This window comes from Pseudonocardia sp. ICBG1293, from assembly GCF_020131355.1.
Taxonomy (GTDB): Bacteria; Actinomycetota; Actinomycetes; order Mycobacteriales; family Pseudonocardiaceae; genus Pseudonocardia.
In genome coordinates, this window is sequence record NZ_JAHLEL010000053.1 from 255,201 (window position 1) to 277,709 (window position 22,509).

Genomic DNA, 22,509 nt, shown 5'->3' on the forward strand with positions numbered 1-22,509 from the left:
CTCCATGCGGGGTCAGACGATCGTGCACGGTCCCGGGTTGCGCGGTGCCGCACCGCGAACCGCCCACGGGGCGACCACGGTCGGCGAGCGGTTCGTCACCCACCGCAGAACGCGACCACCGGACGGAGTGGAGATCATCGGTGTCCGATCACCGGCGGTGGACCGCCCGGCGCGGGTCGCACCCGGTTCGGCGCGGGACCCGGACGGGTCGCCGTCGGCGCCGTGGGGCGGCGGTGACGGATGTGGAGCCCGGGACGCGAGGGACACGGGGTGACGACTCCCGGCGCCCTGACGACCGTTCGTCGGCCGTGGTCCGATCGGGGGCGGGCGTACCGACGTCCGGCGGATCGGATGGCCGCGGCGGGCACGGCCCCGGCGGGGTCCGGTCGCGGGGAGCACGACCGGCGTCCCGGGCCGGGGCGCCGTACCGGCCCGGGACCGGTCGGGGCGGGAGGGCGGGCGTGACGCCCGGACGGGCGCCGCGGGTCCGCGGCGCCGGAGGAGTTCGGGGGTGCGGACACGGGGTGTCCGGAGCGTGGAGCCGGACCGCGGGGGTCGGTCCGGCTCACGATGCCCACCGCGTGCGGGTGGGGGGTGGAGCGGCCGGTTCGGGGTCGGTCGCTCGCCGGGGTACTCGTGTCGTTCCGGGTGGTGACCCGGTCAGGACACCAGGCCGCGACGGAAGCCGTGGGCCACGGCCTGCGCGCGGTCACGGACGCCGAGCTTGCGGAACAGCCGGCGGGCGTGGGTCTTCACGGTGTCCTCGGACAGGTAGAGCTCGCGGCCGATCTGGCCGTTGCTCTTGCCCTGGCTCATCCCGCGCAGCACCTGGAGCTCCCGCTCGGTGAGCTGGACCCCCGGGTCGGTGGGGACGCGCGGGGTCGGCACCGAGGTGCTGGCCAGGGTGTGTGCCAGCGCGGCGACCAGCTCGGGACGCGAGGCGTCCCAGCGCAGGTAGCCACGTGCCCCACCGGCGATGGCGGCGGCGATGCTGCCGGCGTCGTCCGGGGCTCCGAAGACGATGACGTTGGCCTGCGGGTGGGCGGCCACCAGTCGCCGGGTGGCCTCCACCCCGGTGGGCACAGCACGCTGCGTCCCGACCAGGACGACGTCGACGGACTGGCGGGCGTAGCGGGCGAGGAGCTCGTCCCCGTGGGCGACGCAGTCGATGCGCTGGACCCCCGGGACCGCGGACATGACGCGAGTCAGTCCCTCGCGGACGCTGCGACGATCGTCGCAGATGAGTACCGTCGTCACGACGATTCCTTCCTGCAGCTTCCTGCAGCCGGGTGATGCTTCACCCTCCGAATCGGCGGGTGACACTCTCACCTTGACACGGTCGGGGCGATTTTGTGCCCTCCGTTCGGCGCTCTGACCCACGTGCCTCAGCGTCATGTGGGTGAAGTGTCGCCGAATGGAGTAGTCCATACGGTACATCGTCGGGCGCGGACTCCGGGCACTACTCCCGCAGCAGGTCCCGCCCACTACGGTCACTTCGCGTAGAGAGGACGCTCACCGTGTGCAACACCGCATGTCGGCGACCCTCCGCATCCGCTCGGCGACTGCGCGTATCGAATGGTGACGCTCCGGCGTGTCGCGCTCCGACGACCGGTCCGGAACCGGCGTCCGGCGTCCCCCGATCGGCCCCTGGACGCCCGTGACGCGGGCGATCGGGTACGACATCCGGGCCACCCCCGTCGCACACCGGCACGTCCTGCGGCCCGGCGAGATCGGCCCGGGCCAGCAGGGCGGGGCGGTGCAACGGCAACAGGCCGTGTGCAAGCGCGTCCGCGGCGACCGCGTCGAGCTCCGCGCCGACGGCCGTCCGGTCCGCGCCCGCGACCCCGGCGGCGACCGCCCGGACCAGGCGGCTCTTCAGCACGTGCCGGGCCGAGCCGAGTGCCACGGCGCCCGCGAGGGCCGCGTCGGCGGCGGCGAGCGCCCCGGCCACGTCCCTCGCCACCAGCGCCGTCTCGGCGGCCACCCAGCCGTACCGCACCCGGGTCCGGTGCCCCGGCGGCCCGCACCACGGCTCGGCCCGGCCCAGCAACAGGGCCGCCGTCCCGGCGTCGAGGCGGCCGAGCGCGTCCGCGGCGAGCCCGGTCAGCGCGTCGGCGACGGCCGCGGCGCGGTGCAGGCCCCACGGCCCGGGATCGGCCGGGTGCCCGGCACCGGGCAGCATGAGCCGGAGCGCGTCGCCGTCGAGTGCCGCCGCGGCGCGGTGCCCGCCGAGCTGGCGCAGGTGCGACGCCCGGGTGAGCGTCGCGTGCGCCCGCACCACGACCCCGGCCGCGGGGTCCCGTCGCACGCCGTCGAGCAGCGACGCCGCGGCCGCGTAGTACCCGGAGCCACCCCACGCGACCGCGGCTGCCCACCGCAGCTCCGGGGGTCCACCCGCGCCGGCCGCCGCGGCGACCTCCCCGGCCGCCGCCGTCCCGGCGAGCAGGGCCCGGACCCGCGCTGACGGTGCGTGGCATGCGCCACCCTGTCGGACGTGCACCATCGTTCACCTCGAATCAGGTTTGCGGCCGCCATGGCCAGGGAATCTGAGCGACGTCAGGTTCGATAGCGAAGGCAGGTGACGAACATGGCGGACATCCGGAGGCTTCCCGGCCCGGTCGCCGACATCTACGACTGGCAGATGGAGGGAGCCTGCCGGGGGATGGACAGCGCGTTCTTCTTCCATCCCGAGGGTGAGCGCGGTCCCGCCCGGGCCCGTCGTGAGACCCGAGCCAAGCAGGTCTGTTCCGAGTGCCCGGTGGTGCAGCAGTGCCGCGAGCACGCACTGAAGGTGCACGAGCCCTACGGCATCTGGGGCGGCCTGTCCGAGTCCGAGCGGGACGCGATCATCCGCGGTCCGCGCCGCACGCTCAAGGTCGCCGCCGAGGCGACCGTCCAGCCGGTGGAGATTCCCGTCCACACCGCCTGAGAGAGCCCCGACCGGCGGGGGGCTCCCATCTCCCACCGGACGGTACGTCCTCCACCTGCCCCGCAACGCACCACGGCGGGCGACCCTCGGGTCGCCCGCCGTCGTCGTGCTCGGGGTGGCTCGGTCCCGGGTCCCGGTGTCGGGTCCCGGTCCCGAGCCTCGGTGCCGGGTCTCAGTGCCCGTGACCGTGCCCGTGGCCACCGGCCGGAGCCGGCTCCTCCTTCTCGGGCTTGTCCACCACGGCGCTCTCGGTGGTCAGCACCATGCGCGCGATGGACGCGGCGTTCTCCACGGCCGACCGGGTCACCTTGACCGGGTCGATGACGCCGTCGGCGATCAGGTCGCCGTAGGAGCGGGTGGCCGAGTTGTACCCGGTCCCCCAGCCGCCCTCGGCGACCTTGGACACGACGATCGCGCCCTCGTCGCCACCGTTCTCGGCGATCCAGTACAGCGGCGCCGAGAGCGCCTTGCGGACGATCGCGACACCGGTCGCGGCGTCACCGGTCAGGCCGAGGCCGCCGTCGAGTTCGGCCGCGGCGTGCACCAGCGCGGAGCCGCCGCCGGGGACGATGCCCTCCTCGACCGCCGCACGGGTCGCCGCGACGGCGTCCTCGATGCGGTGCTTGCGCTCCTTGAGCGCGGTCTCGGTGGCGGCACCGGCCTTGATGACCGCGACGCCGCCGGAGAGCTTGGCCAGGCGCTCCTGGAGCTTCTCCTTGTCCCAGTCGGAGTCGGACTCCTCGATCTCGCGCTTGAGCTGCGCGATACGACCCTCGACGTCGGCCTTGGAGCCGGCGCCCTCGACGATCGTGGTGGCGTCCTTGGTGACGACGACGCGGCGCGCGCGACCCAGCAGCTCGAGCCCGGCCTCGTTCAGCTTCAGGCCGACCTCGGGGTTGATGACCTGACCGCCGGTGGCGACCGCGAGGTCGTCCATGAACGCCTTGCGGCGGTCACCGAAGAACGGCGACTTGACCGCGGCGACCTTGACCGTCTTGCGGATCGAGTTGACGACCAGGGTGGACAGCGCCTCGCCCTCGACGTCCTCGGCGATGATCAGCAGCGGCTTGCCCTCGCCGAGCACCTTCTCCAGCAGCGGCAGCAGGTCCTGGATGGACCCGACCTTGTCGCGGTGCAGCAGGATGTACGGGTCGTCGAGCGCCGCCTCCATCGACTCGGAGTCGGTGACGAAGTACGGCGACAGGTAGCCCTTGTCGAACTGCAGACCCTCGGTGATCTCCAGCTCGGTCGAGAGGGTGGAGCCCTCCTCGACGGTGATCACGCCGTCGTTGCCGACGGTGTTGATCGCCTGGGCGATCAGGTCGCCGATCTCCTGCTCGCGCGAGGCGATGGCGCCCACCTGCGCGATGTGGCTCTTCGCGTCGACCGGGGTGGCCTTGGACAGCAGCACCTCGGACACCTTCGCCGAGGCGGCGGCGATGCCCTGGCCCAGCGCGAACGGCGCCGCACCGGCGGCCACGTTGCGCAGGCCCTCCTTGACCAGCGCCTGGGCCAGCACGGTGGCGGTGGTGGTGCCGTCACCCGCGACGTCGTTGGTCTTGGTCGCCACGGTCTTCGCCAGCTGGGCGCCGAGGTTCTCGTACGGGTCCTCGAGGTCGACCTCGCGGGCGATCGTGACGCCGTCGTTGGTGACGGTCGGACCGCCGAACTTCTTGTCGATGACGACGTGACGGCCGCGCGGGCCGAGCGTCACCTTCACCGCGTCGGCGAGCTGGTTCACGCCGCGCTCGAGCGCGCGACGGGTCTCCTCGTCGAAGCTGATCTGCTTCGCCATGTCTTGTTCTCGCTACCTCTCGGGATCTCGCTCTGGTTCTCGGGGGAGAAACGCGACCGCCCCGGCGCGGACCACCGTGGGGTGGACCACCCGGGGCGGTACGTCAGGCGATGCCTCGCGTCAGTTGACGACGGCCAGCACGTCGCGCGCGGAGAGGATCAGGTACTCCTCGCCGTTGTACTTGACCTCGGTGCCACCGTACTTCGAGTAGATGACGACGTCGCCCACGGCCACGTCGAGCGGGACGCGGTTCCCGTTGTCGTCCACCCGGCCCGGGCCGACGGCCAGGACCTTGCCCTCCTGGGGCTTCTCCTTGGCGGTGTCCGGGATGACGATGCCGGAGGCGGTGGTGGTCTCCGCATCGCTGGCCTGGACGACGAGCTTGTCCTCGAGCGGCTTGATGTTCGCCACGACGATGACCTCCCCTTCCTGGGGTGAATCCGGTGTCACGGGTTCTGTAGCGGTGTCACACAGCACGCACGTGGCGATCCCGCCCCGCCGTCGCGGGTGCCGGAGCGGACTCGTCCGCCGCGCGCGTTGGCACTCTATCCATGAGAGTGCCAGAAGCCGAGCGGGGGCTCAACCGTGCCACCGGGGTGTGTCCGGAGTACCCGGTCGTCGCCGGTTGTTCACCCGGGCGCCGCCCGGAGGTCCGGTGTCACTCGATCGGGACCGTTGCACTGCACATCGTGGTCACCTCCCGCCGTTCGCTGCTGCGCGCCGGACTCACCGCCGCCGCCGTCACCGCCACCGCACCGCTGCTCCCCGCGACCGCCGGGTCCGCTCCGGCACCCGCCCGGCCGCCCGGCGACCCGTTCGGGCTGGGCGTCGCCTCCGGCGAGCCCGCACCCACCTCGGTCGTGCTCTGGACCCGGCTGGCGACCGACCCGGTCGCCGAGGACGGTCTGGGCGGGATCGGGAACCGGTCCACCGACGTCGAGTGGGAGCTCGCCGAGGACGAGCGGTTCACCCGCGTGGTACGCCGGGGCCGCGAGCGCACCGGCCCGGACCTGGGCCACAGCGTGCACGTCGAGGTCGGCGGCCTGCGCCCGGGCCGCGACTACCACTACCGTTTCCGCGTCGGCAGCGCCGTCTCCGAGGCGGGCCGCACCCGTACCGCGCCCCCACCCGCCGCGATGACCCCGGTGCACATGGCCTTCACCTCGTGCTCGCAGTTCGAGCACGGCTTCTTCACCGCGTACCGGCGGATGGCCGAGGAGCGCCCGGACGTCCTGCTGCACCTGGGCGACTACGTCTACGAGTACCCGGCGGAGGACTACGTCGCGCCCGGCGGGAACGTGCGCGACCACGCAGGCCCGGAGACGACCACGCTGGCCGGCTACCGGCAGCGCCTGGCCCAGTACCACGCCGACACCGACCTGCAGGCCGCGCACGCCGCCGCGCCGTGGCTGGTGGTGTTCGACGACCACGAGGTCGAGAACAACTGGGCGGGCGACGTCCGGGAGCTGCCGATCGACCCACCCGGCGACTTCACCGCCCGCAGGACCGCCGCGTTCCGCGCGTACTGGGAGAACATGCCGCTGCGCGCCGCCCAGCGCCCGCGCGGTGCGGCCATGCGGCTGTACCGGCGCGTCGGCTACGGCGGACTGGTCACCTTCCACATGCTCGACACCCGCCAGTACCGCGGCGACCAGCCGTGCGGGGACACCTTCCGCAGCGACTGCGCGGAACGGACCGACCCCGCCCGCTCGCTGCCCGGCTCGGCTCAGGAGCGCTGGATCGCCGACGGCTTCGCCCGCTCCCGCGCCCGCTGGGACGTGCTCGGCCAGCAGGTGTTCTTCTCCCAGGTCGACTTCACCCCCGGCGCCGGGCGCGGCTTCAACCCCGACGCCTGGGACGGCTACCCGGGCTCACGCGACCGCGTCGTCGACTCCTGGGTCGCGGCGACCCGGCACGGCCGGGCCCGCAACCTCGTCGTGCTCACCGGCGACGTGCACGCCCACTGGGGCGCCGACGTCAAGCGCCGCTTCGACGACCCGGCCGCGCCGGTCGTCGGCACCGAGCTGGTGTCGAGCTCGATCACCTCCGGCGGCGACGGCTCGGAGGCGCAGGCCGGCTCCGCCGCCGTCCTCGCCGAGAACCCGCACGTGCGCTTCCACAACAACCGCCGCGGCTACGTGAGCACCCGGTTCACCGCGGAGCGGATGGAGGCGGAGTTCCGGGTCGTGCCGTTCGTGCGGCAGCCGGGCGCCCCGGTGCAGACCCGTGGCCGCTTCGTCACCGAGGACCGGCGGCCCGGCCTGCAGCCCGCCTGAGGGGTAGGTTCGGGCACGTGGCTGACCTGGTTCTCGGCGCGAACGTGTTCGGCTGGACGGCAGACAGGGAGACCTCGTTCGCGATCCTCGACGCGTTCGTCGCCGCCGGCGGACGGAAGATCGACACCGCGGACTCCTACACGTGGCGGGCACCGGGCAACTCCGGCGGCGAGTCCGAGACGCTGCTCGGGGAGTGGATGGCCGCCCGCGGCAACCGCGACGCGCTGCACCTCGCCACCAAGGTCGGGGCGCTGCCCGGCCGCGAGGGGCTGTCGGCGGAGAACATCGCGGCCGCGGCCCGGGACTCGCTGCGCCGGCTGCGCACCGACCGGATCGATCTCTACCACGCCCACCGCGACGACGAGGCGACCGCGCAGGAGGAGACCCTCGACGCCTTCGACGCACTGGTCCGCGAGGGCCTGGTCCGCGAGATCGGCGCGTCGAACTTCTCCGCCGAGCGGCTGCGCCCGGCGCTGGAGATCTCCGAACGCGACGGGCTGACCGCGTTCACCGCGATCCAGCCGCACTACAACCTGATGGAGCGCGACGACTTCGAGGCCGCACTCGCCCCGCTCGCCGAGTCCGCGACGCTGGCGGTCTACCCGTACTTCGGTCTGGCGAAGGGCTTCCTGACCGGCAAGTACCGGCCGGACTCCCCCGCACCGGAGGGCCCGCGGGCCGAGGGGGCGGCGGCGTACCTGGACTCGCGCGGCCGGGCGGTGCTGGCCGGGCTGGACGAGATCTCCGCCGGGTACGGGGTGCCGGTCCCGGCCGTCGCGCTGGCGTGGCTGGCCGCCCAGCCCACGGTGACCGCGCCGCTGGCCAGCGCGCGCACCCCCGAGCAGCTGGCCCAGCTGCTGCCGATGCTCACCCTCGAGCTCACCCACGACGAGCTGCGCCTGCTGTCCTACCTGTCCGCCACGTCCTGACGCCCGGCCCGCTCGCGGCGCATCGTGTACGCGTCGGCCATCGAGGGCCGGTAGTAGCGCTTGCGCACCCCGACGACGGTGAACCCGGTGCTCTCGTAGAGCGTGCGCGCCGGCTCGTTGTCCGTGCGCACCTCCAGGAACACCGTCGCCCGCAGCTCGTCGGCGACGGCGAGCAGGCCGTCCAGCAGGGCCCGACCGATGCCGTGGCCCTGCCAGGCCGGGTCGACGCCGATCGTGTGCACCTCCGCCTCGGCCATCGGCAGCCCGGCGACGACGGCCAGCCCGGCGTAGCCGACCAGCTCGTCCCCGGCGCGGGCGGCGAGGTAGAGCTGCCCGGAGGTGACGGCGTCGCGGAACGCCTGGGCGCTCCACGGGTCGTCGCCGGGGAACAGCAGCCGCTCCAGCTCGGCACACCGCGGGGCGTCGGCGCGGTAGAGCGGGCCCAGCGCGACCGTGGCGGTCATGCGGTGACGCGCTTGCGCCCGGTCGGCTCGACGGCGTCCGGGCGGCGCAGGTAGAGCGGCTCGACCGGGGCCGGGGACCGGCCGGCGAGCAGGTCCGCCGCGGCGACGCCGACCAGCCCGTCGACGGTCGGGGCGCCGGGTCCGCCGATCTCGCGGCCGAGCCGCTGCGCGAACGCCGGATCGCCCACCACGGTGCCGATCGCCAGCGCGTCCAGGCGGGCGGCCAGCGCCTCCGGGGCCTCGACGGCCGGGCCGGTCAGCCTGCGGACCGAGTGGGCGTCGGCGGGGTCTGAGGCGTCGTAGGCGGCCCAGTAGACCTCCTTGCGCCGGGCGTCGGTGACGACCAGCAGGTTCCCGCCGGTGTGCAGCCCCCACGCGAGCGCGTCGTGGGTGACGACGCCGTGCACCGGCACGCCGAGGGCGTGCCCGAGCGCGGCGGCCGAGGCGATCCCGACCCGCAGGCCGGTGAACGGGCCCGGCCCGGCGCCGACGACGACCGCGCCGACCTCGCCGAGGCCGTGCCCGGCCTCGGCGCACAGCGCACGCACGGCGGGCATCAGCAGCTCGCCGTGCCGGCGGCCGTCGTGCGCGCGGGCGGCGAGGGTCCGCGGCCCGCCGTCGGGACCGAGATCGACGAGACCGGCGGTGACGACGGTCGTCGCGGTGTCCAGGGCCAGTACCAGCACGACCGCGAGCCTACGGACGCGCCGTGCGGCGCAGCGTCGCGACCCGGGTGTCGTCGTCGCGGCGCTCCAGCGCGATGGTCACCGCGGACCCGGAGAGCCGCTCCGCGACACCGACCCCCCACTCGACGGCGACGACCGCGCGCGCCAGCTCGGTGTCCAGGTCCAGGTCGTCCAGCTCGGCCGCCACGTCCACGCTCCCGTCGGGGCCGCCCAGCCGGTACGCGTCGACGTGCACCAGCGCCGGGCCGTCCCCCGCGGACGGGTGCTCGCGGGCGATCACGAACGTCGGCGAGGCCACCGCGCCGGTCACCCCGAGCCCGCGGGCCAGGCCGCGGACCAGCGCGGTCTTGCCCGCCCCGAGCGGGCCGGCCAGCAGCACGACGTCACCGGCCACCAGCTCGCGCCCGACCGCCTCGCCGAAGGACTCGGTGTCGGCGACGGTCGGCAGCTCCCGGACGACGCCGTCCGCGCCGGGGGCGGGGATCACGGACGGTCCTTCCTGCGGGACCGGCCTGCGCGGGCGGGGGCGCGGCCGCCCCGGCGGACCCGGCCCGCGCTGCGCAGCAGCCCCTGCAGCGCGCCGCCAGCCGCCGCGGCCTGCTCCTCGTCGACCGCGCCGGAGTGCTGCGGCGGACGCTTGGCCCGCAGCTCGCCGCCCGCGGTGCGCTCGGTGGTGCGGGCGATCAGCGCGTCCAGCTCGGCGTCGACGACCTCGGGCTGCTCCAGCATCGGCATGTGCCCGACGCCGGGCAGCCGGACCAGCCGGGCGGTCGGCACCGCCTCGGCGATGACCTCGCTGTGCCGCCACGGGATGATCCGGTCGCCGTCGCCTGCCAGGACGAGCACCTCGCAGCCGGACAGGCCGGGCAGCGCGGCGAGCCGGTCGTGGGTGCCGAGGGTGTCGACGAAGTCGGTGAGCGCACCGACGGCGTTCGAGTCGATCATCGTGTCGACGAGGTCGACCATCCGCGGGTCGACCTGGCGGTCACCGTAGGCGAAGCGCTTGGTGAACACCCAGATGATGTCCCCCAGCGCCCGCCGGCCCGTCTCGACCAGACCGGGCTGCCACGCGGCCAGCCCGCCGAGGGTGCGGATGATCGGGTTGCGCCGGGACAGGAACGTGCCCGGCAGGCCCGAGGACGCCATCTCCCCCGCCGAGGTGGACACCAGTGCCACCCCCGCGACCCGGTCGTGGAACAGCTCCGGGTGCTGCTCGGCCAGCGCCATCACCGTCATGCCGCCCATCGAGTGCGACACCAGCACCAGCGGTCCCTCGGGCGCCAGCGCGCGGATGACGGCGTCGAGGTCGCGACCGAGCTGGTCGATCGTGCAGGACTCGGCGGGTGCCCGCTCGGACCGGCCGTGGCTGCGCTGGTCGTAGAGCACCATCCGCACCGCCGGGCCGGTCAGCCCGGCCAGGTGCGGCCGCTGTTCCTGCCAGGTGCGCCGGTCGAGGGCGAAGCCGTGCACGAGCACGACCGTCAGGGCGGGCTCGGAGCCGTCGGCCGGGGCGACCACCTCGCAGGCGATCCGGACGCCGTCGTCGGCCGTCACCGACATCTCCTCGCCGACGGTGCCCGGCGGCGTCCCGGTGTGCGCGGACATCTCGGTCGCCAGGCTGCGACGGGTGGCGGCGATCTTGCGTCGCTGTGCGGCGACGCCGACCCCGGCCGCGGCTCCCGCCGCGCCGACCACACCGCCCGCGATCCCGGCGACGGTCCATCCCCTGCGGCTCATGCGACTCCCCCGCGCCCGTCGGTGACCGTGCGGCGCACCCGCCCCCGGACACCCGTGACGATCTCGTAGTGGATGGTGCCCAGCTCGTCGGCCCACTCGCGGACGGTCGGTCCGCCGTCCGCCCCGGTGCCGAAGAGCTCGACCGGGTCGCCGATCGCGACCGGCAGCGCCCCCGGCCGCCCGCAGTCGACGACGAACTGGTCCATGCAGACCCGCCCGGCGACCGGCCGGACGGTGCCGCCGACCCGCACGCGCATCCGGCCGCCGTCGTTGAGCCGGCGCGGGACGCCGTCGGCGTAGCCCAGTGGCACCAGGGCGAGGGTGCGCGGCTCGCGGGCGACCCACTCGTGGCCGTAGGACACGCCCTCGCCCGCCTCGACGGTCTTGGTGAGCGCCACCCGGCCGCGCAGCGTCATCGCGGGGCGCAGCGGGCTGTCGGCGGGCCGGGCGATCGGGTCGAGGCCGTAGACGGCGATCCCCGGCCGGACGAGGTCCAGGTGCAGGTCGGGGCGGGTCATCAGGCCCGCGGAGTTGCACAGGTGCAGCTGCGGGGTGAACCCGCGGTCGCGGACGAGCGCGGCGGCGGCGTGCAGCCGGGCGGCCTGGCTGTCGACGGCGGGCTGGCCCGGCTCGTCGGCGGCGGCCAGGTGCGACCACACCGCCGCGACCTCGCAGGTGCCGTCGGCGACACCGTCCGCGACGTCGTCGAGCAGGTCGGGCCACTGTCCGGGCGGGCAGCCGTTGCGCGACAGGCCGGTGTCGGCCTTGAGGTGCAGCCGGACCGGGCGGCCCGCGGCGCGGGCCCCGGCCAGCACCGCGGCGAGGTGCTCGCGGCCCGACACCGACAGCTCCACCCCCGCGGCGACGGCGGCGGCGAAGTTCTCGTCGGGCAGGTGCAGCCAGGACAGCAGCGGCGCGTCGACGCCCTCGGCACGCAGCGCGAGCGCCTCGTCCAGGGTGGCGACGCCGAGACGGGTCGCCCCGGCCGACAGCGCCGCCCGGGCGACCGCGGCGGCGCCGTGGCCGTAGCCGTCGGCCTTGACCACGACCATCGTCTCCGCGCCGGACGCGAGACCGGACAGGTACCGGGTGTTGTGCCGAACGGCGTCGAGGTCGACCACCGCTTCGGCCGCCGGTGCGGCCGGTCCGGGCCGGGGCCGCGGGCCGGGAGCGGGTTCGGTCGTCGGTAACACGGCCCCGATCATCGCATCCCGTCCCGGCGCCCCCGGTCCCTCGACCCGGCTCAGTCGGTACCGGCCTCCATCGCGGCGCGGTCGAGGGACTCCTCTGCCTGCTCGGCGTCGGGGTCCGACGGCGTCGCGGTGATCTCCGCCGCACGCCCGGCCTCGACCTCGCCGACGAAGGTGCCGAACTCGCCGCCCAGCATCCCGGTGGCCGAGTACTGCTCCAGCTTCGCGCGGGAGTCGGCCAGGTCCAGGTTCCGCAGGGTGAGCTGGCCGATCCGGTCACCCGGGGTGAACGGGGCGTCCTCGACGCGCTCCATCGACAGCCGGTCCTCGGCGTAGGCCAGGGCGGGGCCGCGGGTGTCGAGCACCGACCAGTCGTTGCCGCGGCGCAGCCGCAGGGTGACCGACCCGGTGACCGCGTTGCCGACCCAGCGGGTCAGGGACTCGCGCAGCATCAGCGACTGCGGCTCCAGCCAGCGGCCCTCGTAGAGCAGCCGGCCGAGGCGACGGCCCTGCTCCTCGTAGGCCGACAGCGAGTCGTGGTTGTGGATCGCCGACACCAGCCGCTCGTAGGTGACGAACAGCAGCGCCATCGCCGGGGCCTCGTAGATGCCGCGGCTCTTGGCCTCGATGATCCGGTTCTCGATCTGGTCGGTCATGCCCAGGCCGTGCCGGCCGCCGATCCGGTTGGCCTCGGCGACCAGCGCGACCGGGTCGTCGTAGCGGACACCGTTGATCGCGACGGGGCGTCCGGCCTCCCACTCGACGGTGACGTCCTCGGTGTCGACGGTGACCGCCGGGTCCCAGAACCGCACACCCATGATCGGCTCGACGATCTCGATCGAGGTGTCGAGGTGCTCGAGGCGCTTGGCCTCGTGGGTGGCGCCCCAGATGTTCGCGTCGGTCGAGTACGCCTTCTCCGCGGAGTCCCGGTAGGGCAGCTCGCGCTCGCCGAGCCAGGCGCTCATCTCCGCGCGGCCGCCGAGCTGGTCGACGAACGCCTCGTCCAGCCACGGCTTGTAGATGCGCAGCGCGGGGTTGGCGAGCAGGCCGTAGCGGTAGAACCGCTCGATGTCGTTGCCCTTGAAGGTGGACCCGTCGCCCCAGATCGAGACGCCGTCGTCGGCCATGGCGCGGACCAGCAGCGTGCCGGTGACCGCGCGGCCGATCGGTGTGGTGTTGAAGTAGGGCATCCCGCCGGCGCGGATGTGGAACGCGCCGCAGGCGATCGCGGCGATGCCCTCGTCGACCAGCGCGCGGCGGCAGTCGACGACGCGGGCGGCCTCGGCGCCGTACTCCAGCGCGCGCTCGCGGACGGCCACGAGGTCGGGCTCGTCGGGCTGCCCCAGGTCGGCGGTGTAGGCGTAGGGCACCGCGCCGTTCTCGCGCATCCACGCGACCGCGACGGAGGTGTCGAGGCCACCGGAGAAGGCGATGCCGACGCGCTCGCCGACGGGGAGGCTGGTCAGGATCTTCGGCACGCGCGGAACGCTAACAACCCGCTGCCGGTGCCGCCGACGCCGCCGCCCGGACCGCCCGCAGCGCGACCGGGATCGCCGCCTGCATGGCCGACGCCGGGGCCGGCACCGGTGGCAGCCCGTGCTCGCGGGCGGCCTCGGTCGCGGCGCGGGCGTGCACCAGCGTGGCGCAGCCCGCCGCCCACCACGGGTCGAGCCCGGCGGCCAGCAGGGCTCCGATCATGCCGGTGAGCACGTCGCCGGAGCCCGCGGTCGCGGCCCAGGAGTCCGCGGCCGGGTCGACCAGCACCCGTCCGTCCGGGGCGGCGACGACGGTCGCGTTCCCCTTGAGCAGCACCGTCACCCCGAGGTCGGCGGCGGCCCGGCGGGCGGCGCCGATCCGGTCGGCGCCGACCTCGCCCGCGACCCGGGCGAACTCCCCCGCGTGCGGGGTGAGCACGACGGGCTCGCCGTGGATCCGCATCCGCAGGTGCGCGTGCTGCGCGAGCAGGGTGATCGCGTCGGCGTCGAGGCAGAGCGGCACCTCCCGGCCCAGTGCCTCCTCCAGCACGGCCAGACCCTGCCCGCCGGTGCCCAGCCCCGGCCCGACCGCCCAGGCCTGGGTGCGGCCCGCGTCGGTGATGTCGCCGGTGGCGACGATCTCCGGCCAGTGCCTGCGGACCTCGTCGGCGGCGGACCCGGCGAAGCGCACCATCCCGGAGGTCGCCAGGGCCGCGGCGCCCGCGGCGAGGACGGCGGCGCCCGGGTAGGTGGCCGACCCGGCCGCGATCCCGACGACGCCCTGGCTGTACTTGTCGTCGTCCGGCCCCGGGACGGGCCACCGGTCGCCGACGTCGGCGTCGGACAGCACCCGGGCGTGCGGCTCGACCCCCTCCAGGAAGGGCCCGAGCCCGAAGTCCACCAGCCGCACCGGCCCGCACAGCGGCGCGGCGAGGGCGTGCACCGGTTTGCGGGTGCCGAAGGTGACCGTCAGCGCGGCGCGCACGTGCGGCCCGTCGGTCGCCCCGGTGTCGCCGTCGACCCCCGAGGGCAGGTCGCAGGCCACGATCGGCACGCCGGCCCCGTCGGCGGCGGCGACCAGCTCCGGCGCCGGGTCGCGCAGCGCACCGCGCCCGGAGATCCCGACGATCCCGTCCACGACGACGTCGGCGCCGGCCACCAGCGCCCGCGCCGCGTCGAGCCCGCCGGCACCGGCGGCGACCGGGGTCCCCGCCCCGGTGCCCCCGGGGTCGGCGGCCGGGGCGGAGGGGGTCAGGGCCAGTACCCGCCCGCGGGCCCGGCGCAGCGCGGCCAGACCCTCCGGGTGCGCGCGGTCCGGGGCCAGCAGCACCGCGGTGACGTGCGCGCCCCGGCGGCGCAGCCCGGCGCCGGCCCACAGCGCGTCGCCGCCGTTGTCACCCGCCCCGACGAGCAGCACCACCCGGCGGCCGTAGGTGGAGCCGAGGAACTCGCCGACGTGGTGGGCGAGCCCGGCCGCGGCCCGGCGCATCAGCACCCCGTCGCCGACGGTGCGCATCATGGCCGCCTCGGCCGCCCGTACCTGGTCCGCGGTGTGGAGCGCGTGCATGGCCGCGAGACTAGCGCCGGGCGCCCGTGACCGACGGTCGTGGAGCGGGGCGCCCGCGTCGCGAGCGCTCCGCTCCCCGAGCGGTGATCACTCGACGGTGACCGACTTCGCCAGGTTGCGGGGCTTGTCGACGTCGTAGCCGCGGGCCCGGGCGATCTCGGCCGCGATGACCTGCAGCGGGATCGTGGCGACCAGCGGCTGCAGCAGCGTCGGTACCGCGGGCAGCTCGAAGAGGTGGTCGGCGAAGGGCCGCACCGTCTCGTCGCCGGCCTCGGCGAGCACCACGGTGCGGGCACCGCGCGCCTTGATCTCCTGGATGTTGGACAGCAGCTTGGAGTGCAGCACCGCGCGCCCCTTCGGCGACGGCATCACCACCACGACCGGCAGCCCGTCCTCGATCAGCGCGATCGGGCCGTGCTTGAGCTCGCCGGCGGCGAACGCCTCGGCGTGCATGTAGGCGAGCTCCTTGAGCTTGAGCGCACCCTCCAGGGCCACCGGGTAGCCGACGTGACGCCCCAGGAACAGCACCGCCTTCGACGGCGCCAGCTCCTGCCCGAGCGCGCGCGCCTCGCCGAGGGACTCCAGCACCTCGGCGACGGCGGCCGGGATCGCCTCCAGCGCCTCGTACTCGCGGACGACCTCGTCCGGGTACTTGGTGCCGCGGGCCTGGGCCAGGGCCAGACCGACCAGGTAGTTCGCCGCGACCTGCGCGGTGAACGTCTTGGTCGCGGCGACGCCGATCTCCGGGCCGGCGTGGGTGTAGATGACCGCGTCGGACTCGCGCGGGATCTGCGCCCCGTTGGTGTTGCAGATGGCCAGCACCCGGGCCTTCTGCTCCTTGGCGTGGCGCAGCGCCTCCAGGGTGTCGGCGGTCTCGCCGGACTGGGAGATCGCGACCACCAGCGTGGAGCGGTCCAGCACCGGGTCGCGGTAGCGGAACTCGCTGGCCAGCTCGATCTCGACGGGGATCCGGGTCCAGTGCTCGATCGCGTACTTGGCCAGCAGCCCCGAGTGGTAGGCGGTGCCGCAGGCCACGACGAACACCTTGTCGACGTCGCGCAGGTCCTGGTCGGTCAGGCGCTGCTCGTCGAGGACGATCCGGCCGTCGACGAGGTGCCCGCGCAGGGTGTCGGCGATCGCGGTCGGCTGCTCCTCGATCTCCTTGAGCATGAAGTAGTCGTGGCCGCCCTTCTCGGCGGCGGCGAGGTCCCAGGTCACCTCGAACGGGTTGACCCCGACCGGCTCCCCGTGGAAGTCGGTGACGTCGTAGCCGTCGCGGGTGATCGTCACGACCTGGTCCTGCCCCAGCTCGACCGCGTCACGGGTGAACTCGATGAACGCCGCGACGTCGGAGGCCAGGAAGGTCTCGCCGTCGCCGATGCCGAGAACCAGCGGGGAGTTGCGGCGGGCCGCCACGATCCGGTCCGGCTCGTCGGCGTGCGTCACGACGAGGGTGAACGCGCCCTCCAGCCGGCGCGCGACGGCCCGCACCGATGCCGGGAGGTCGCCGGCGGTGTCGCCGTGCGCGTGGGCGAGCGCGACCAGGTGCGCGGCGGTCTCGGTGTCGGTGTCGGACTCCGCCCAGATGCCCTGGGCCTCGAGCTCGGCGCGCAGCTCCACGAAGTTCTCGATGATGCCGTTGTGGACGACGGCCACCCGGCCGTCGCTGCTGCGGTGCGGGTGGGCGTTGCGGTCGGTGGGCGGGCCGTGTGTGGCCCAGCGGGTGTGCCCGATGCCCGAGGTCCCGGTGAAGTGGTCCCGGCCGATCTCGTCGAGCCGGGCCTCCAGGTTGGCCAGGGCGCCCGCCTTGCGTTCGACCAGCAGCTCACCGTCGTGGGGCAGCGCGACGCCGGCGGAGTCGTAACCGCGGTACTCCAGCCGTCGCAGGCCGCCCAGGACGACGTCGAGTGCGGACCGATGACCGACGTAACCGACGATGCCACACATACCGGGGAGCGTATCGACGCCCGGTCGGCGGCCTCCCGGCGACGGGTGCGACCGGCGCCACGCCGGTGGTCCGTGCGAGGCGGGCAGGCGGTGACCTGCACCGGTACCGTGCCGTCCGTGGCCCGGACCAGCGTGACCCGCCCCCCGTCGATGAAGGGGGCCAAGGACGCCCTCGGTGTGCTGTCGCGTCCGGGTCCGAACCCGGTCAAGCACGGCGACCTGGGCCTGATCGGGCTGCCGGGCATCGTCTACACCCCCGCGGAGGGCTACCAGCTGCCCGCGGTGGTCCTCGGACACGCGTGGCTGCAGCCCGTGCACCGCTACCACGAGCTGCTGCGCCACCTCGCGACCTGGGGGTTCGTCGCCGCGGCGCCGGACACCCAGCGTGGTCCGGTGCCCAGCGTCGCCCGGTTCGCCTCGGACCTGAACACCGTCCTGGACGTGTGCGTCGGCGTCCGCCTGGGCGACGGCCACGTCTCCGTCGACGCGCGCAAGACCGCCCTGGTCGGGCACGGCACCGGCGGCGGCGCCGCCGTCCTCGCCGCGGCCCGCCGCGAGCGCCTCGGCGCGCTGGTCACCCTCGCGGCCTCGGAGGTCAAGCCGTCGGCGATCGAGGCGGCCCCCGCCGTGGGTGTCCCCACGCTGCACCTGGCCGCGTCGCTGGACTCGCTGGCCCCGATGGAGGGACACGCGCAGCGCATCGCCGCCGCCGGGCACGAGGCCGGCGGCGACGTGACGCTGCGCGAGATCGAGAAGGCCGGTCACCTCGGGTTCTGCGAGGGCAGGCACTGGACGAGCCTCCTGCTGCAGAACCGCCCGCAGCACCGCACCCGGAAGATCGCCCGCGCGCTGGTGACCGCGTTCCTCATGCAGGAGCTGCAGGGCGAGAAGCGGGTGTCCTCGCTGACCTCGGGGAACGTGCCCGGGGCGCCGCTGGTGGACCTCACCCCGGAGCCCCAGGACGAGCAGGAGCAGCAGTCGTCGTCGGGGCTGCTGGGCATCAACGGCTGATCCGGGCACGGCCGCACCGCCCGGCGCGGCGAGCCGCGGTCCGCGCGGTGATCCCCCGCCCGCGCGGTGATCCTCCGCTCGCGCGGTGATCCTCCGCCCGCACTGTGATCCGTTCTCCGCGTGTGTCCGGACGCGCGCGGACCGCGGATCACCGCGCGGACGCGGGCCGTGCCGGCGGGGTCAGGGAGCCAGCCAGACCTTCCGGTCGGCGGCGGTGACGGCGTCGAACGCGGCGGCGGCCCGGTCGAGTCCGAACGGCTCGGGCTCCATCAGCCCCACCAGGGCCTCGGCGACGGCGGGGAGGTCCGCGAGCGCCGAGGCGAAGTCGTCCGGGTGGTCGTAGATCAGCGATCCGGTGACCGTGACCTGCCGCTGCACCAGGTCGTGGGTGTTCACCGGGGAGGGGCCGTCGTGCCGGCCGATGAGCAGCAGCGTCCCGGCCCGGTCGACGGCGCCGGTCGACGTCGACCAGGCGGCGGGCGCGCCGGAGGTCTCGAACACCGTGCCGAACACCTCCCCGGGGACGAGTTCCTCGGCTCCGAGCTCCCGGGCACGGCGCCGTCGCCCGGTGATCGCGGCGGTGAACGTGTCGACCCACGTGGGCGTGGCCTCGCGCGAGGAGCTGACCGGGCGCCATCTCCCGCGGCTGCTGCAGGCCGCGGCGGAGATCGAGGCGGACCTGGTGACCCCGGACCTCTGACACGCCGGCCCGGGACACCCGGCTCACCGGACGGGCGGGTCCACGGGTGCGGGCGCCAGGGGACCACGACGGTCGCCCACGCGCGTCCCGGTCAGCCCGGGCAGGCGCATACCGGTGCCGTCCGGCCGCACCGGGTCGTCGCCGCCGGGACCGGTCCCGCCGGGCCGTGCCGAGCCGGGGCACTCCGCGGTGTCCCGGTGCGTCGCCACCGGTCCGGCGGGTACGGCGTCCTCGGCGCGGGCCGCGTCCCGGGCGGCCTCGTCGGCCAGCCGGTGCACCTCGCGGCCGACGAGGTCGAGCCGGGCGGCCACCGCCTCCCCGGCCGGGTCGTCCCACGCGTCGGCGACGGCGGCGCGGATCCCCGCCAGCAGTCCGGCGGTGTCGTCGAGCCGGTCCACCAGCGCACGCAGGGCCCCGGCGTGGTCCGCGACAGCGTCGCCCGTCCCGTCGATCAGCACGGTGGCTCCCCGTCGACGGCGGGACCGTGCCGATCGGCGCCGCGGAGCGCCGCGGCCGCGCCGGCGTCGGCGGTCCTCGCCGCGGTCGCGGCGCGCCGGGCCGCGTCGGCCAGCACCGTCAGCTCGTCCACGACCCGCCGCAGCCGGACCGCACGGGCCCCGTCACCGTCCCCGGTCGCCGGGGCGCCGGTCAGCCCGGCCGCCAGGTCGTCCAGCCCACGGGCCACACGCTCCAGCCCGTCGGGGTCCCGCCGCACGTCCGGTCGCATCGTCCCAGCGTGCGGGCCGTCCCGGGCGGGCGGGCCCGGACCCGCGAACCGGTTCGCGATCGCGAACGGTCGCCGCGACGACCCCCGGGAACGACGTCGGGGCCGCCACCCCCGCAGGGATGGCGGCCCCGGTCCGCGCGAACGATCAGCGTGCGGCGGCGACGATGTCGGCCAGCCGGCCCGCGACGGCGTCGGCCTCGCCCTCGGTGGGCGCCTCGACCATCACCCGCACGAGCTGCTCGGTACCCGAGGGGCGCAGCAGCACCCGCCCGGTCTCGCCCAGCTCGGCCTCGGCCTTCGCGACGGCCTCGGCCACGTCGGAGGACGCGGCGACCGCATCCTTGTCGGCGACGGGCACGTTGCGCAGGACCTGCGGCAGCACGGTGACCACCGAGGCCAGCTCGGCCAGCGGGGTACCGGTCTGCGCCACCCGCGCCATGAGCCGCAGGGCCGTCAGGAGGCCGTCGCCGGTGGTGGCGTGGCCCGGCAGCACCACGTGCCCGGACTGCTCACCGCCCAGGGTGAACCCGCCCTCGCGCAGCCGCTCCAGCACGTAGCGGTCACCGACCCTGGTCGTGTCCAGGCCGATCCCGGCCTCGCGCATGGCGAGGTGCAGACCCAGGTTGCTCATCACCGTGGCGACCAGGGTGTCGTGGGCGAGCTCGCCGGCGTCGCGCATGGCGAGCGCCAGCACGGCCATGATCCGGTCACCGTCGACGACGGCGCCGGTCTCGTCCACCGCCAGGCAGCGGTCGGCGTCGCCGTCGTGGGCGATGCCGAGGTCGGCGCCGTGCTCGCGCACCGCGGACCGCAGCGGGTCCAGGTGGGTCGAGCCGACACCGTCGTTGATGTTGAGACCGTCCGGCTCGGCGTGCAGCGCGATGACGTCCGCGCCCGCCTGCCGGTAGGCCTCCGGCGCGGCCAGCGCCGCGGCGCCGTGCGCGCAGTCGACGACCACGCGCAGCCCGGTCAGCGAACCGGGCGTGGCGGACAGCAGGTGCTCGACGTAGACGTCGGTGGCGTCCGGGGCGTCCCAGACCCTGCCGATGTCCGCACCGGTCGGACGGGCGCCGAGGCCCTCGGCGAACTGCCGCTCGATCGCGTCCTCGACGTCGTCGGGCAGCTTGTGGCCGCCCGCGGCGAAGAGCTTGATGCCGTTGTCGGGCATCGGGTTGTGCGAGGCGGAGATCATCACGCCGAGATCGGCACCGGTCTGGGCGACCAGGTGCGCGACGCCCGGGGTCGGCAGCACGCCGACCCGGATCGCGTCCGCACCGGCCGAGGTGAGCCCGGCGACGACCGCGGCCTCGAGCATCTCGCCGCTCGCGCGCGGATCGCGCCCGACGACCGCGAGGGGCCGGCGGCCGGAGCCGTCCGAGAGCGTGCGGGCGGCCGAGGCACAGACGCCAACGGCGAACTCCGGAGTGAGGAGTTCGCCGTTGGCCAGGCCCCGGACGCCGTCGGTTCCGAAGAGACGAGGCATCCGGTGTGCGATCAGCGCTTGGAGTACTGGGGCGCCTTGCGGGCCTTCTTGAGGCCGTACTTCTTGCGCTCGACGGCGCGGGCGTCCCGGGTCAGCCAGCCGGCCTTCTTCAGCGGCGGGCGGTCCTCGGAGTCCAGCTCGACCAGCGCACGGGCGATGGCCAGGCGCAGCGCGCCGGCCTGGCCCGCGGTGCCGCCACCCTTGAGGTTGGCGAAGATGTCGAAGCGCTCGGTCTTCTCGACGAGGACCAGCGGCTCCTTGACGATCTGCTGGTGCAGCTTGTTCGGGAAGTACACCTCGAGCGGCTTGCCGTTCAGGGTGAACCCACCGGTGCCCGGCAGCAGCCGCACGCGGACGACGGCCTCCTTGCGGCGGCCGACGGTCTGGACCGGGCGGTCGCCCAGCACGGGGGCCTCGGCGGCGAACTCGTCGGCGTCGAAGTCGGCGGCGTCACCGATGGTGTAGTCGACGTCGGCGACCTCGGTCTCGGCGACCTCGGTGGCCTCGGCCTCGGTCGCCTCGGCGGCCGCACCCTCGGTCTCGACCGCGTCGACGACCTCGTCGGGTCCGTTCTCGGGGCTGGTCACGGGCTGTCCCTCTTCGTTGCTCGGGGTGGTCACTGGGTGACCTGCTTGATCTCGAACGGCTGCGGCTTCTGGGCCTCGTGCGGGTGCGCCGGGCCGGCGTAGACCTTCAGCTTCTTGGCCATGGCGCGGCCGAGACGGTTCTTCGGCAGCATGCCCTTGATCGCCTTCTCGACGAGGCGGTCGGGCTGGCTGTCGATCATCTCGCCGACGGAGCGCTGGCGGAGGCCACCCGGGAAGCCGGAGTGGCGGTAGACGAACTTGTCGGTGCGCTTGTTGCCCGACACCGAGATCTTCTCCGCGTTCACGATGACCACGAAGTCGCCGTTGTCGACGTGCGGGGCGTAGGTCGGCTTGTGCTTCCCGCGCAGCAGCGTGGCGGCGTGGGTGGCGAGCCGACCGAGGCGCACGTCCTCGGCGTCGATCACGTGCCAGGCGTGCTGGATGTCGCCGGGCTTGGGGCTGTACGTGGGCACGGATCTACCTCGTCGTCGTTCTCGGCTGGTGGGCCGTCCGCACGGGTTCCGGCCCACTCTCTAGTCTCTGGTTCCTCAGCGTGCTGCTGGTGGACGCCGGAGGGACGCTCGATCCCGCCGCTGTCGCCGGAGGACGGCGCCCGCGGGTCTCCACCGCTGCACAACGAGAGCCAAGCGTACCCGCCGGTCCCGGGGGCGGACGCAGGGGGTCGTCCGGCCCCGGACCGGGGGTCAGGCGAACCGGGCCCGGTTCGCCTGCTCGGTGGCCCGGTAGTTCTGGCCGGCCTGGCCGACCAGCCTCCCGATGGCGCCCAGGGTGGTGGTCAGCTCGGCGGCCGAGGTGTCCCACTTCTGCTGCGACGCCCGGTAGGTGGTCGCCGCGTCGCCGGTCCAGGCCGCGACCATCGGTGCCAGGTGGCGCCGGAGGTCCTCGAGCTGGGAGTTGATGCGCGCGGTCGTGGCGACGGTGTCGGCCGACGCCTGGTCGAGCGCGCTGAACGTGACCTTGATCTCGGATCCCACGGTGTCGCTCC

The 22,509-nt window shown here is 74.9% G+C and carries 23 protein-coding genes; 4 read left to right on the forward strand and 19 right to left on the reverse strand.

The annotated features are described in order from the left end of the window. Window positions 1–660: 660 nt before the first annotated feature. Together KPF47_RS30040 and KPF47_RS30045 are read right to left on the reverse strand one after the other, a co-directional pair. Window positions 661–1,257 carry a response regulator transcription factor gene (locus KPF47_RS30040; RefSeq protein ID WP_010225624.1) on the reverse strand — a complete coding sequence of 199 codons (597 nt, stop codon included), beginning with the start codon at window positions 1,255–1,257 and terminating at the stop codon, window positions 661–663. 202 nt (window positions 1,258–1,459) lie between these two features. Then, window positions 1,460–2,503 (reverse strand): hypothetical protein, encoded by a 1,044-nt coding sequence (locus KPF47_RS30045; RefSeq protein ID WP_224392167.1) that lies wholly within the window; start codon window positions 2,501–2,503, stop codon window positions 1,460–1,462. 84 nt (window positions 2,504–2,587) lie between these two features. On the opposite strand from KPF47_RS30045, the gene KPF47_RS30050 reads away from it, so the two are divergent. After that, window positions 2,588–2,929, forward strand: coding sequence for a WhiB family transcriptional regulator (locus tag KPF47_RS30050; RefSeq protein WP_073576856.1), 342 nt, complete (start codon window positions 2,588–2,590; stop codon window positions 2,927–2,929). A 172-nt stretch (window positions 2,930–3,101) separates the two neighbouring features. On the opposite strand, the gene groL is transcribed toward KPF47_RS30050, so the two are convergent. Further along, the gene (groL, locus tag KPF47_RS30055; protein ID WP_224392168.1) at window positions 3,102–4,724 is read right to left on the reverse strand and encodes a chaperonin GroEL; all 1,623 of its coding nucleotides are present in this window, start codon (window positions 4,722–4,724) and stop codon (window positions 3,102–3,104) included. A 120-nt stretch (window positions 4,725–4,844) separates the two neighbouring features. Continuing rightward, window positions 4,845–5,135: a co-chaperone GroES gene (gene groES / locus KPF47_RS30060; protein WP_224392169.1), complete on the reverse strand. Its 291-nt coding sequence runs from the start codon at window positions 5,133–5,135 to the stop codon at window positions 4,845–4,847. Between the two features lie 278 nt (window positions 5,136–5,413). On the opposite strand from groES, the gene KPF47_RS30065 reads away from it, so the two are divergent. Together KPF47_RS30065 and KPF47_RS30070 are read left to right on the forward strand one after the other, a co-directional pair. Then, entirely contained in the window at window positions 5,414–7,000 is a 1,587-nt protein-coding gene (locus tag KPF47_RS30065) for an alkaline phosphatase (RefSeq protein WP_224392170.1), read from the forward strand. Window positions 7,001–7,017: 17 nt separating this feature from the next. Further along, window positions 7,018–7,929 carry an aldo/keto reductase gene (locus tag KPF47_RS30070; protein ID WP_224392171.1) on the forward strand — a complete coding sequence of 304 codons (912 nt, stop codon included), beginning with the start codon at window positions 7,018–7,020 and terminating at the stop codon, window positions 7,927–7,929. On the opposite strand, the gene rimI is transcribed toward KPF47_RS30070, so the two are convergent. The 8 genes from rimI to glmS all read right to left on the reverse strand — a co-directional run bounded on the left by rimI (window position 7,908) and on the right by glmS (window position 16,995). Continuing rightward, entirely contained in the window at window positions 7,908–8,393 is a 486-nt protein-coding gene (rimI, locus tag KPF47_RS30075) for a ribosomal protein S18-alanine N-acetyltransferase (RefSeq protein ID WP_224392172.1), read from the reverse strand. The two genes, KPF47_RS30070 and rimI, sit on opposite strands and share 22 nt — an antisense overlap. Continuing rightward, window positions 8,390–9,079 carry a tRNA (adenosine(37)-N6)-threonylcarbamoyltransferase complex dimerization subunit type 1 TsaB gene (gene tsaB, locus KPF47_RS30080; protein WP_224392173.1) on the reverse strand — a complete coding sequence of 230 codons (690 nt, stop codon included), beginning with the start codon at window positions 9,077–9,079 and terminating at the stop codon, window positions 8,390–8,392. The genes rimI and tsaB overlap by 4 nt, the downstream gene beginning before the upstream one ends. A gap of 10 nt (window positions 9,080–9,089) precedes the next feature. After that, window positions 9,090–9,566: a tRNA (adenosine(37)-N6)-threonylcarbamoyltransferase complex ATPase subunit type 1 TsaE gene (gene tsaE / locus KPF47_RS30085; protein ID WP_224392174.1), complete on the reverse strand. Its 477-nt coding sequence runs from the start codon at window positions 9,564–9,566 to the stop codon at window positions 9,090–9,092. Continuing rightward, a complete protein-coding gene (locus tag KPF47_RS30090; RefSeq protein WP_224392175.1) occupies window positions 9,563–10,816 on the reverse strand; it encodes an alpha/beta fold hydrolase in 1,254 nt (417 codons plus the stop codon). Before KPF47_RS30090 ends, tsaE begins: the two co-directional genes overlap by 4 nt. After that, window positions 10,813–12,021, reverse strand: a complete 1,209-nt coding sequence (gene alr / locus KPF47_RS30095; RefSeq protein ID WP_374108917.1) for an alanine racemase — start codon at window positions 12,019–12,021, stop codon at window positions 10,813–10,815. Before alr ends, KPF47_RS30090 begins: the two co-directional genes overlap by 4 nt. A 38-nt stretch (window positions 12,022–12,059) precedes the next feature. Beyond that, window positions 12,060–13,484, reverse strand: coding sequence for an argininosuccinate synthase (gene argG / locus KPF47_RS30100; RefSeq protein ID WP_224392177.1), 1,425 nt, complete (start codon window positions 13,482–13,484; stop codon window positions 12,060–12,062). 10 nt (window positions 13,485–13,494) lie between these two features. Beyond that, window positions 13,495–15,048, reverse strand: a complete 1,554-nt coding sequence (locus tag KPF47_RS30105) for an NAD(P)H-hydrate dehydratase (protein ID WP_224392178.1) — start codon at window positions 15,046–15,048, stop codon at window positions 13,495–13,497. Between the two features lie 87 nt (window positions 15,049–15,135). Further along, window positions 15,136–16,995, reverse strand: a complete 1,860-nt coding sequence (glmS, locus tag KPF47_RS30110; RefSeq protein WP_224392179.1) for a glutamine--fructose-6-phosphate transaminase (isomerizing) — start codon at window positions 16,993–16,995, stop codon at window positions 15,136–15,138. A gap of 117 nt (window positions 16,996–17,112) precedes the next feature. On the opposite strand from glmS, the gene KPF47_RS30115 reads away from it, so the two are divergent. After that, window positions 17,113–18,006, forward strand: coding sequence for a dienelactone hydrolase family protein (locus KPF47_RS30115; protein WP_224392180.1), 894 nt, complete (start codon window positions 17,113–17,115; stop codon window positions 18,004–18,006). Window positions 18,007–18,186: 180 nt separating this feature from the next. On the opposite strand, the gene KPF47_RS30120 is transcribed toward KPF47_RS30115, so the two are convergent. The 7 genes from KPF47_RS30120 to KPF47_RS30150 all read right to left on the reverse strand — a co-directional run bounded on the left by KPF47_RS30120 (window position 18,187) and on the right by KPF47_RS30150 (window position 22,498). Further along, complete coding sequence (locus KPF47_RS30120) at window positions 18,187–18,579, reverse strand: zinc-binding dehydrogenase (RefSeq protein ID WP_224392279.1); 393 nt, start codon at window positions 18,577–18,579, stop codon at window positions 18,187–18,189. 150 nt (window positions 18,580–18,729) lie between these two features. After that, a complete protein-coding gene (locus KPF47_RS30125) occupies window positions 18,730–19,164 on the reverse strand; it encodes a hypothetical protein (protein WP_224392181.1) in 435 nt (144 codons plus the stop codon). Continuing rightward, window positions 19,158–19,433 (reverse strand): hypothetical protein, encoded by a 276-nt coding sequence (locus KPF47_RS30130; RefSeq protein ID WP_224392182.1) that lies wholly within the window; start codon window positions 19,431–19,433, stop codon window positions 19,158–19,160. Before KPF47_RS30130 ends, KPF47_RS30125 begins: the two co-directional genes overlap by 7 nt. 145 nt (window positions 19,434–19,578) lie before the next feature. Beyond that, window positions 19,579–20,916 (reverse strand): phosphoglucosamine mutase, encoded by a 1,338-nt coding sequence (glmM, locus tag KPF47_RS30135; protein WP_224392183.1) that lies wholly within the window; start codon window positions 20,914–20,916, stop codon window positions 19,579–19,581. An 11-nt stretch (window positions 20,917–20,927) separates the two neighbouring features. Further along, window positions 20,928–21,503: a 30S ribosomal protein S9 gene (rpsI, locus tag KPF47_RS30140; RefSeq protein ID WP_224392184.1), complete on the reverse strand. Its 576-nt coding sequence runs from the start codon at window positions 21,501–21,503 to the stop codon at window positions 20,928–20,930. A gap of 29 nt (window positions 21,504–21,532) precedes the next feature. Beyond that, window positions 21,533–21,976: a 50S ribosomal protein L13 gene (gene rplM, locus KPF47_RS30145; RefSeq protein WP_224392185.1), complete on the reverse strand. Its 444-nt coding sequence runs from the start codon at window positions 21,974–21,976 to the stop codon at window positions 21,533–21,535. A 231-nt stretch (window positions 21,977–22,207) separates the two neighbouring features. Continuing rightward, window positions 22,208–22,498 (reverse strand): WXG100 family type VII secretion target, encoded by a 291-nt coding sequence (locus KPF47_RS30150; RefSeq protein WP_224392186.1) that lies wholly within the window; start codon window positions 22,496–22,498, stop codon window positions 22,208–22,210. Window positions 22,499–22,509 lie beyond the last annotated feature (11 nt).

Bases quoted from the DNA above. Each gene is read 5' to 3' on its own strand.
- KPF47_RS30045 (WP_224392167.1), bottom strand. From the start codon at position 2,503: ATGGTGCACGTCCGACAGGGTGGCGCATGCCACGCACCGTCAGCGCGG.
- KPF47_RS30050 (WP_073576856.1), top strand. From the start codon at position 2,588: ATGGCGGACATCCGGAGGCTTCCCGGCCCGGTCGCCGACATCTACGAC.
- groL (WP_224392168.1), bottom strand. From the start codon at position 4,724: ATGGCGAAGCAGATCAGCTTCGACGAGGAGACCCGTCGCGCGCTCGAG.
- rimI (WP_224392172.1), bottom strand. From the start codon at position 8,393: ATGACCGCCACGGTCGCGCTGGGCCCGCTCTACCGCGCCGACGCCCCG.
- KPF47_RS30090 (WP_224392175.1), bottom strand. From the start codon at position 10,816: ATGAGCCGCAGGGGATGGACCGTCGCCGGGATCGCGGGCGGTGTGGTC.
- alr (WP_374108917.1), bottom strand. From the start codon at position 12,021: ATGATCGGGGCCGTGTTACCGACGACCGAACCCGCTCCCGGCCCGCGG.
- KPF47_RS30105 (WP_224392178.1), bottom strand. From the start codon at position 15,048: ATGCACGCGCTCCACACCGCGGACCAGGTACGGGCGGCCGAGGCGGCC.
- glmS (WP_224392179.1), bottom strand. From the start codon at position 16,995: ATGTGTGGCATCGTCGGTTACGTCGGTCATCGGTCCGCACTCGACGTC.
- KPF47_RS30130 (WP_224392182.1), bottom strand. From the start codon at position 19,433: ATGCGACCGGACGTGCGGCGGGACCCCGACGGGCTGGAGCGTGTGGCC.
- glmM (WP_224392183.1), bottom strand. From the start codon at position 20,916: ATGCCTCGTCTCTTCGGAACCGACGGCGTCCGGGGCCTGGCCAACGGC.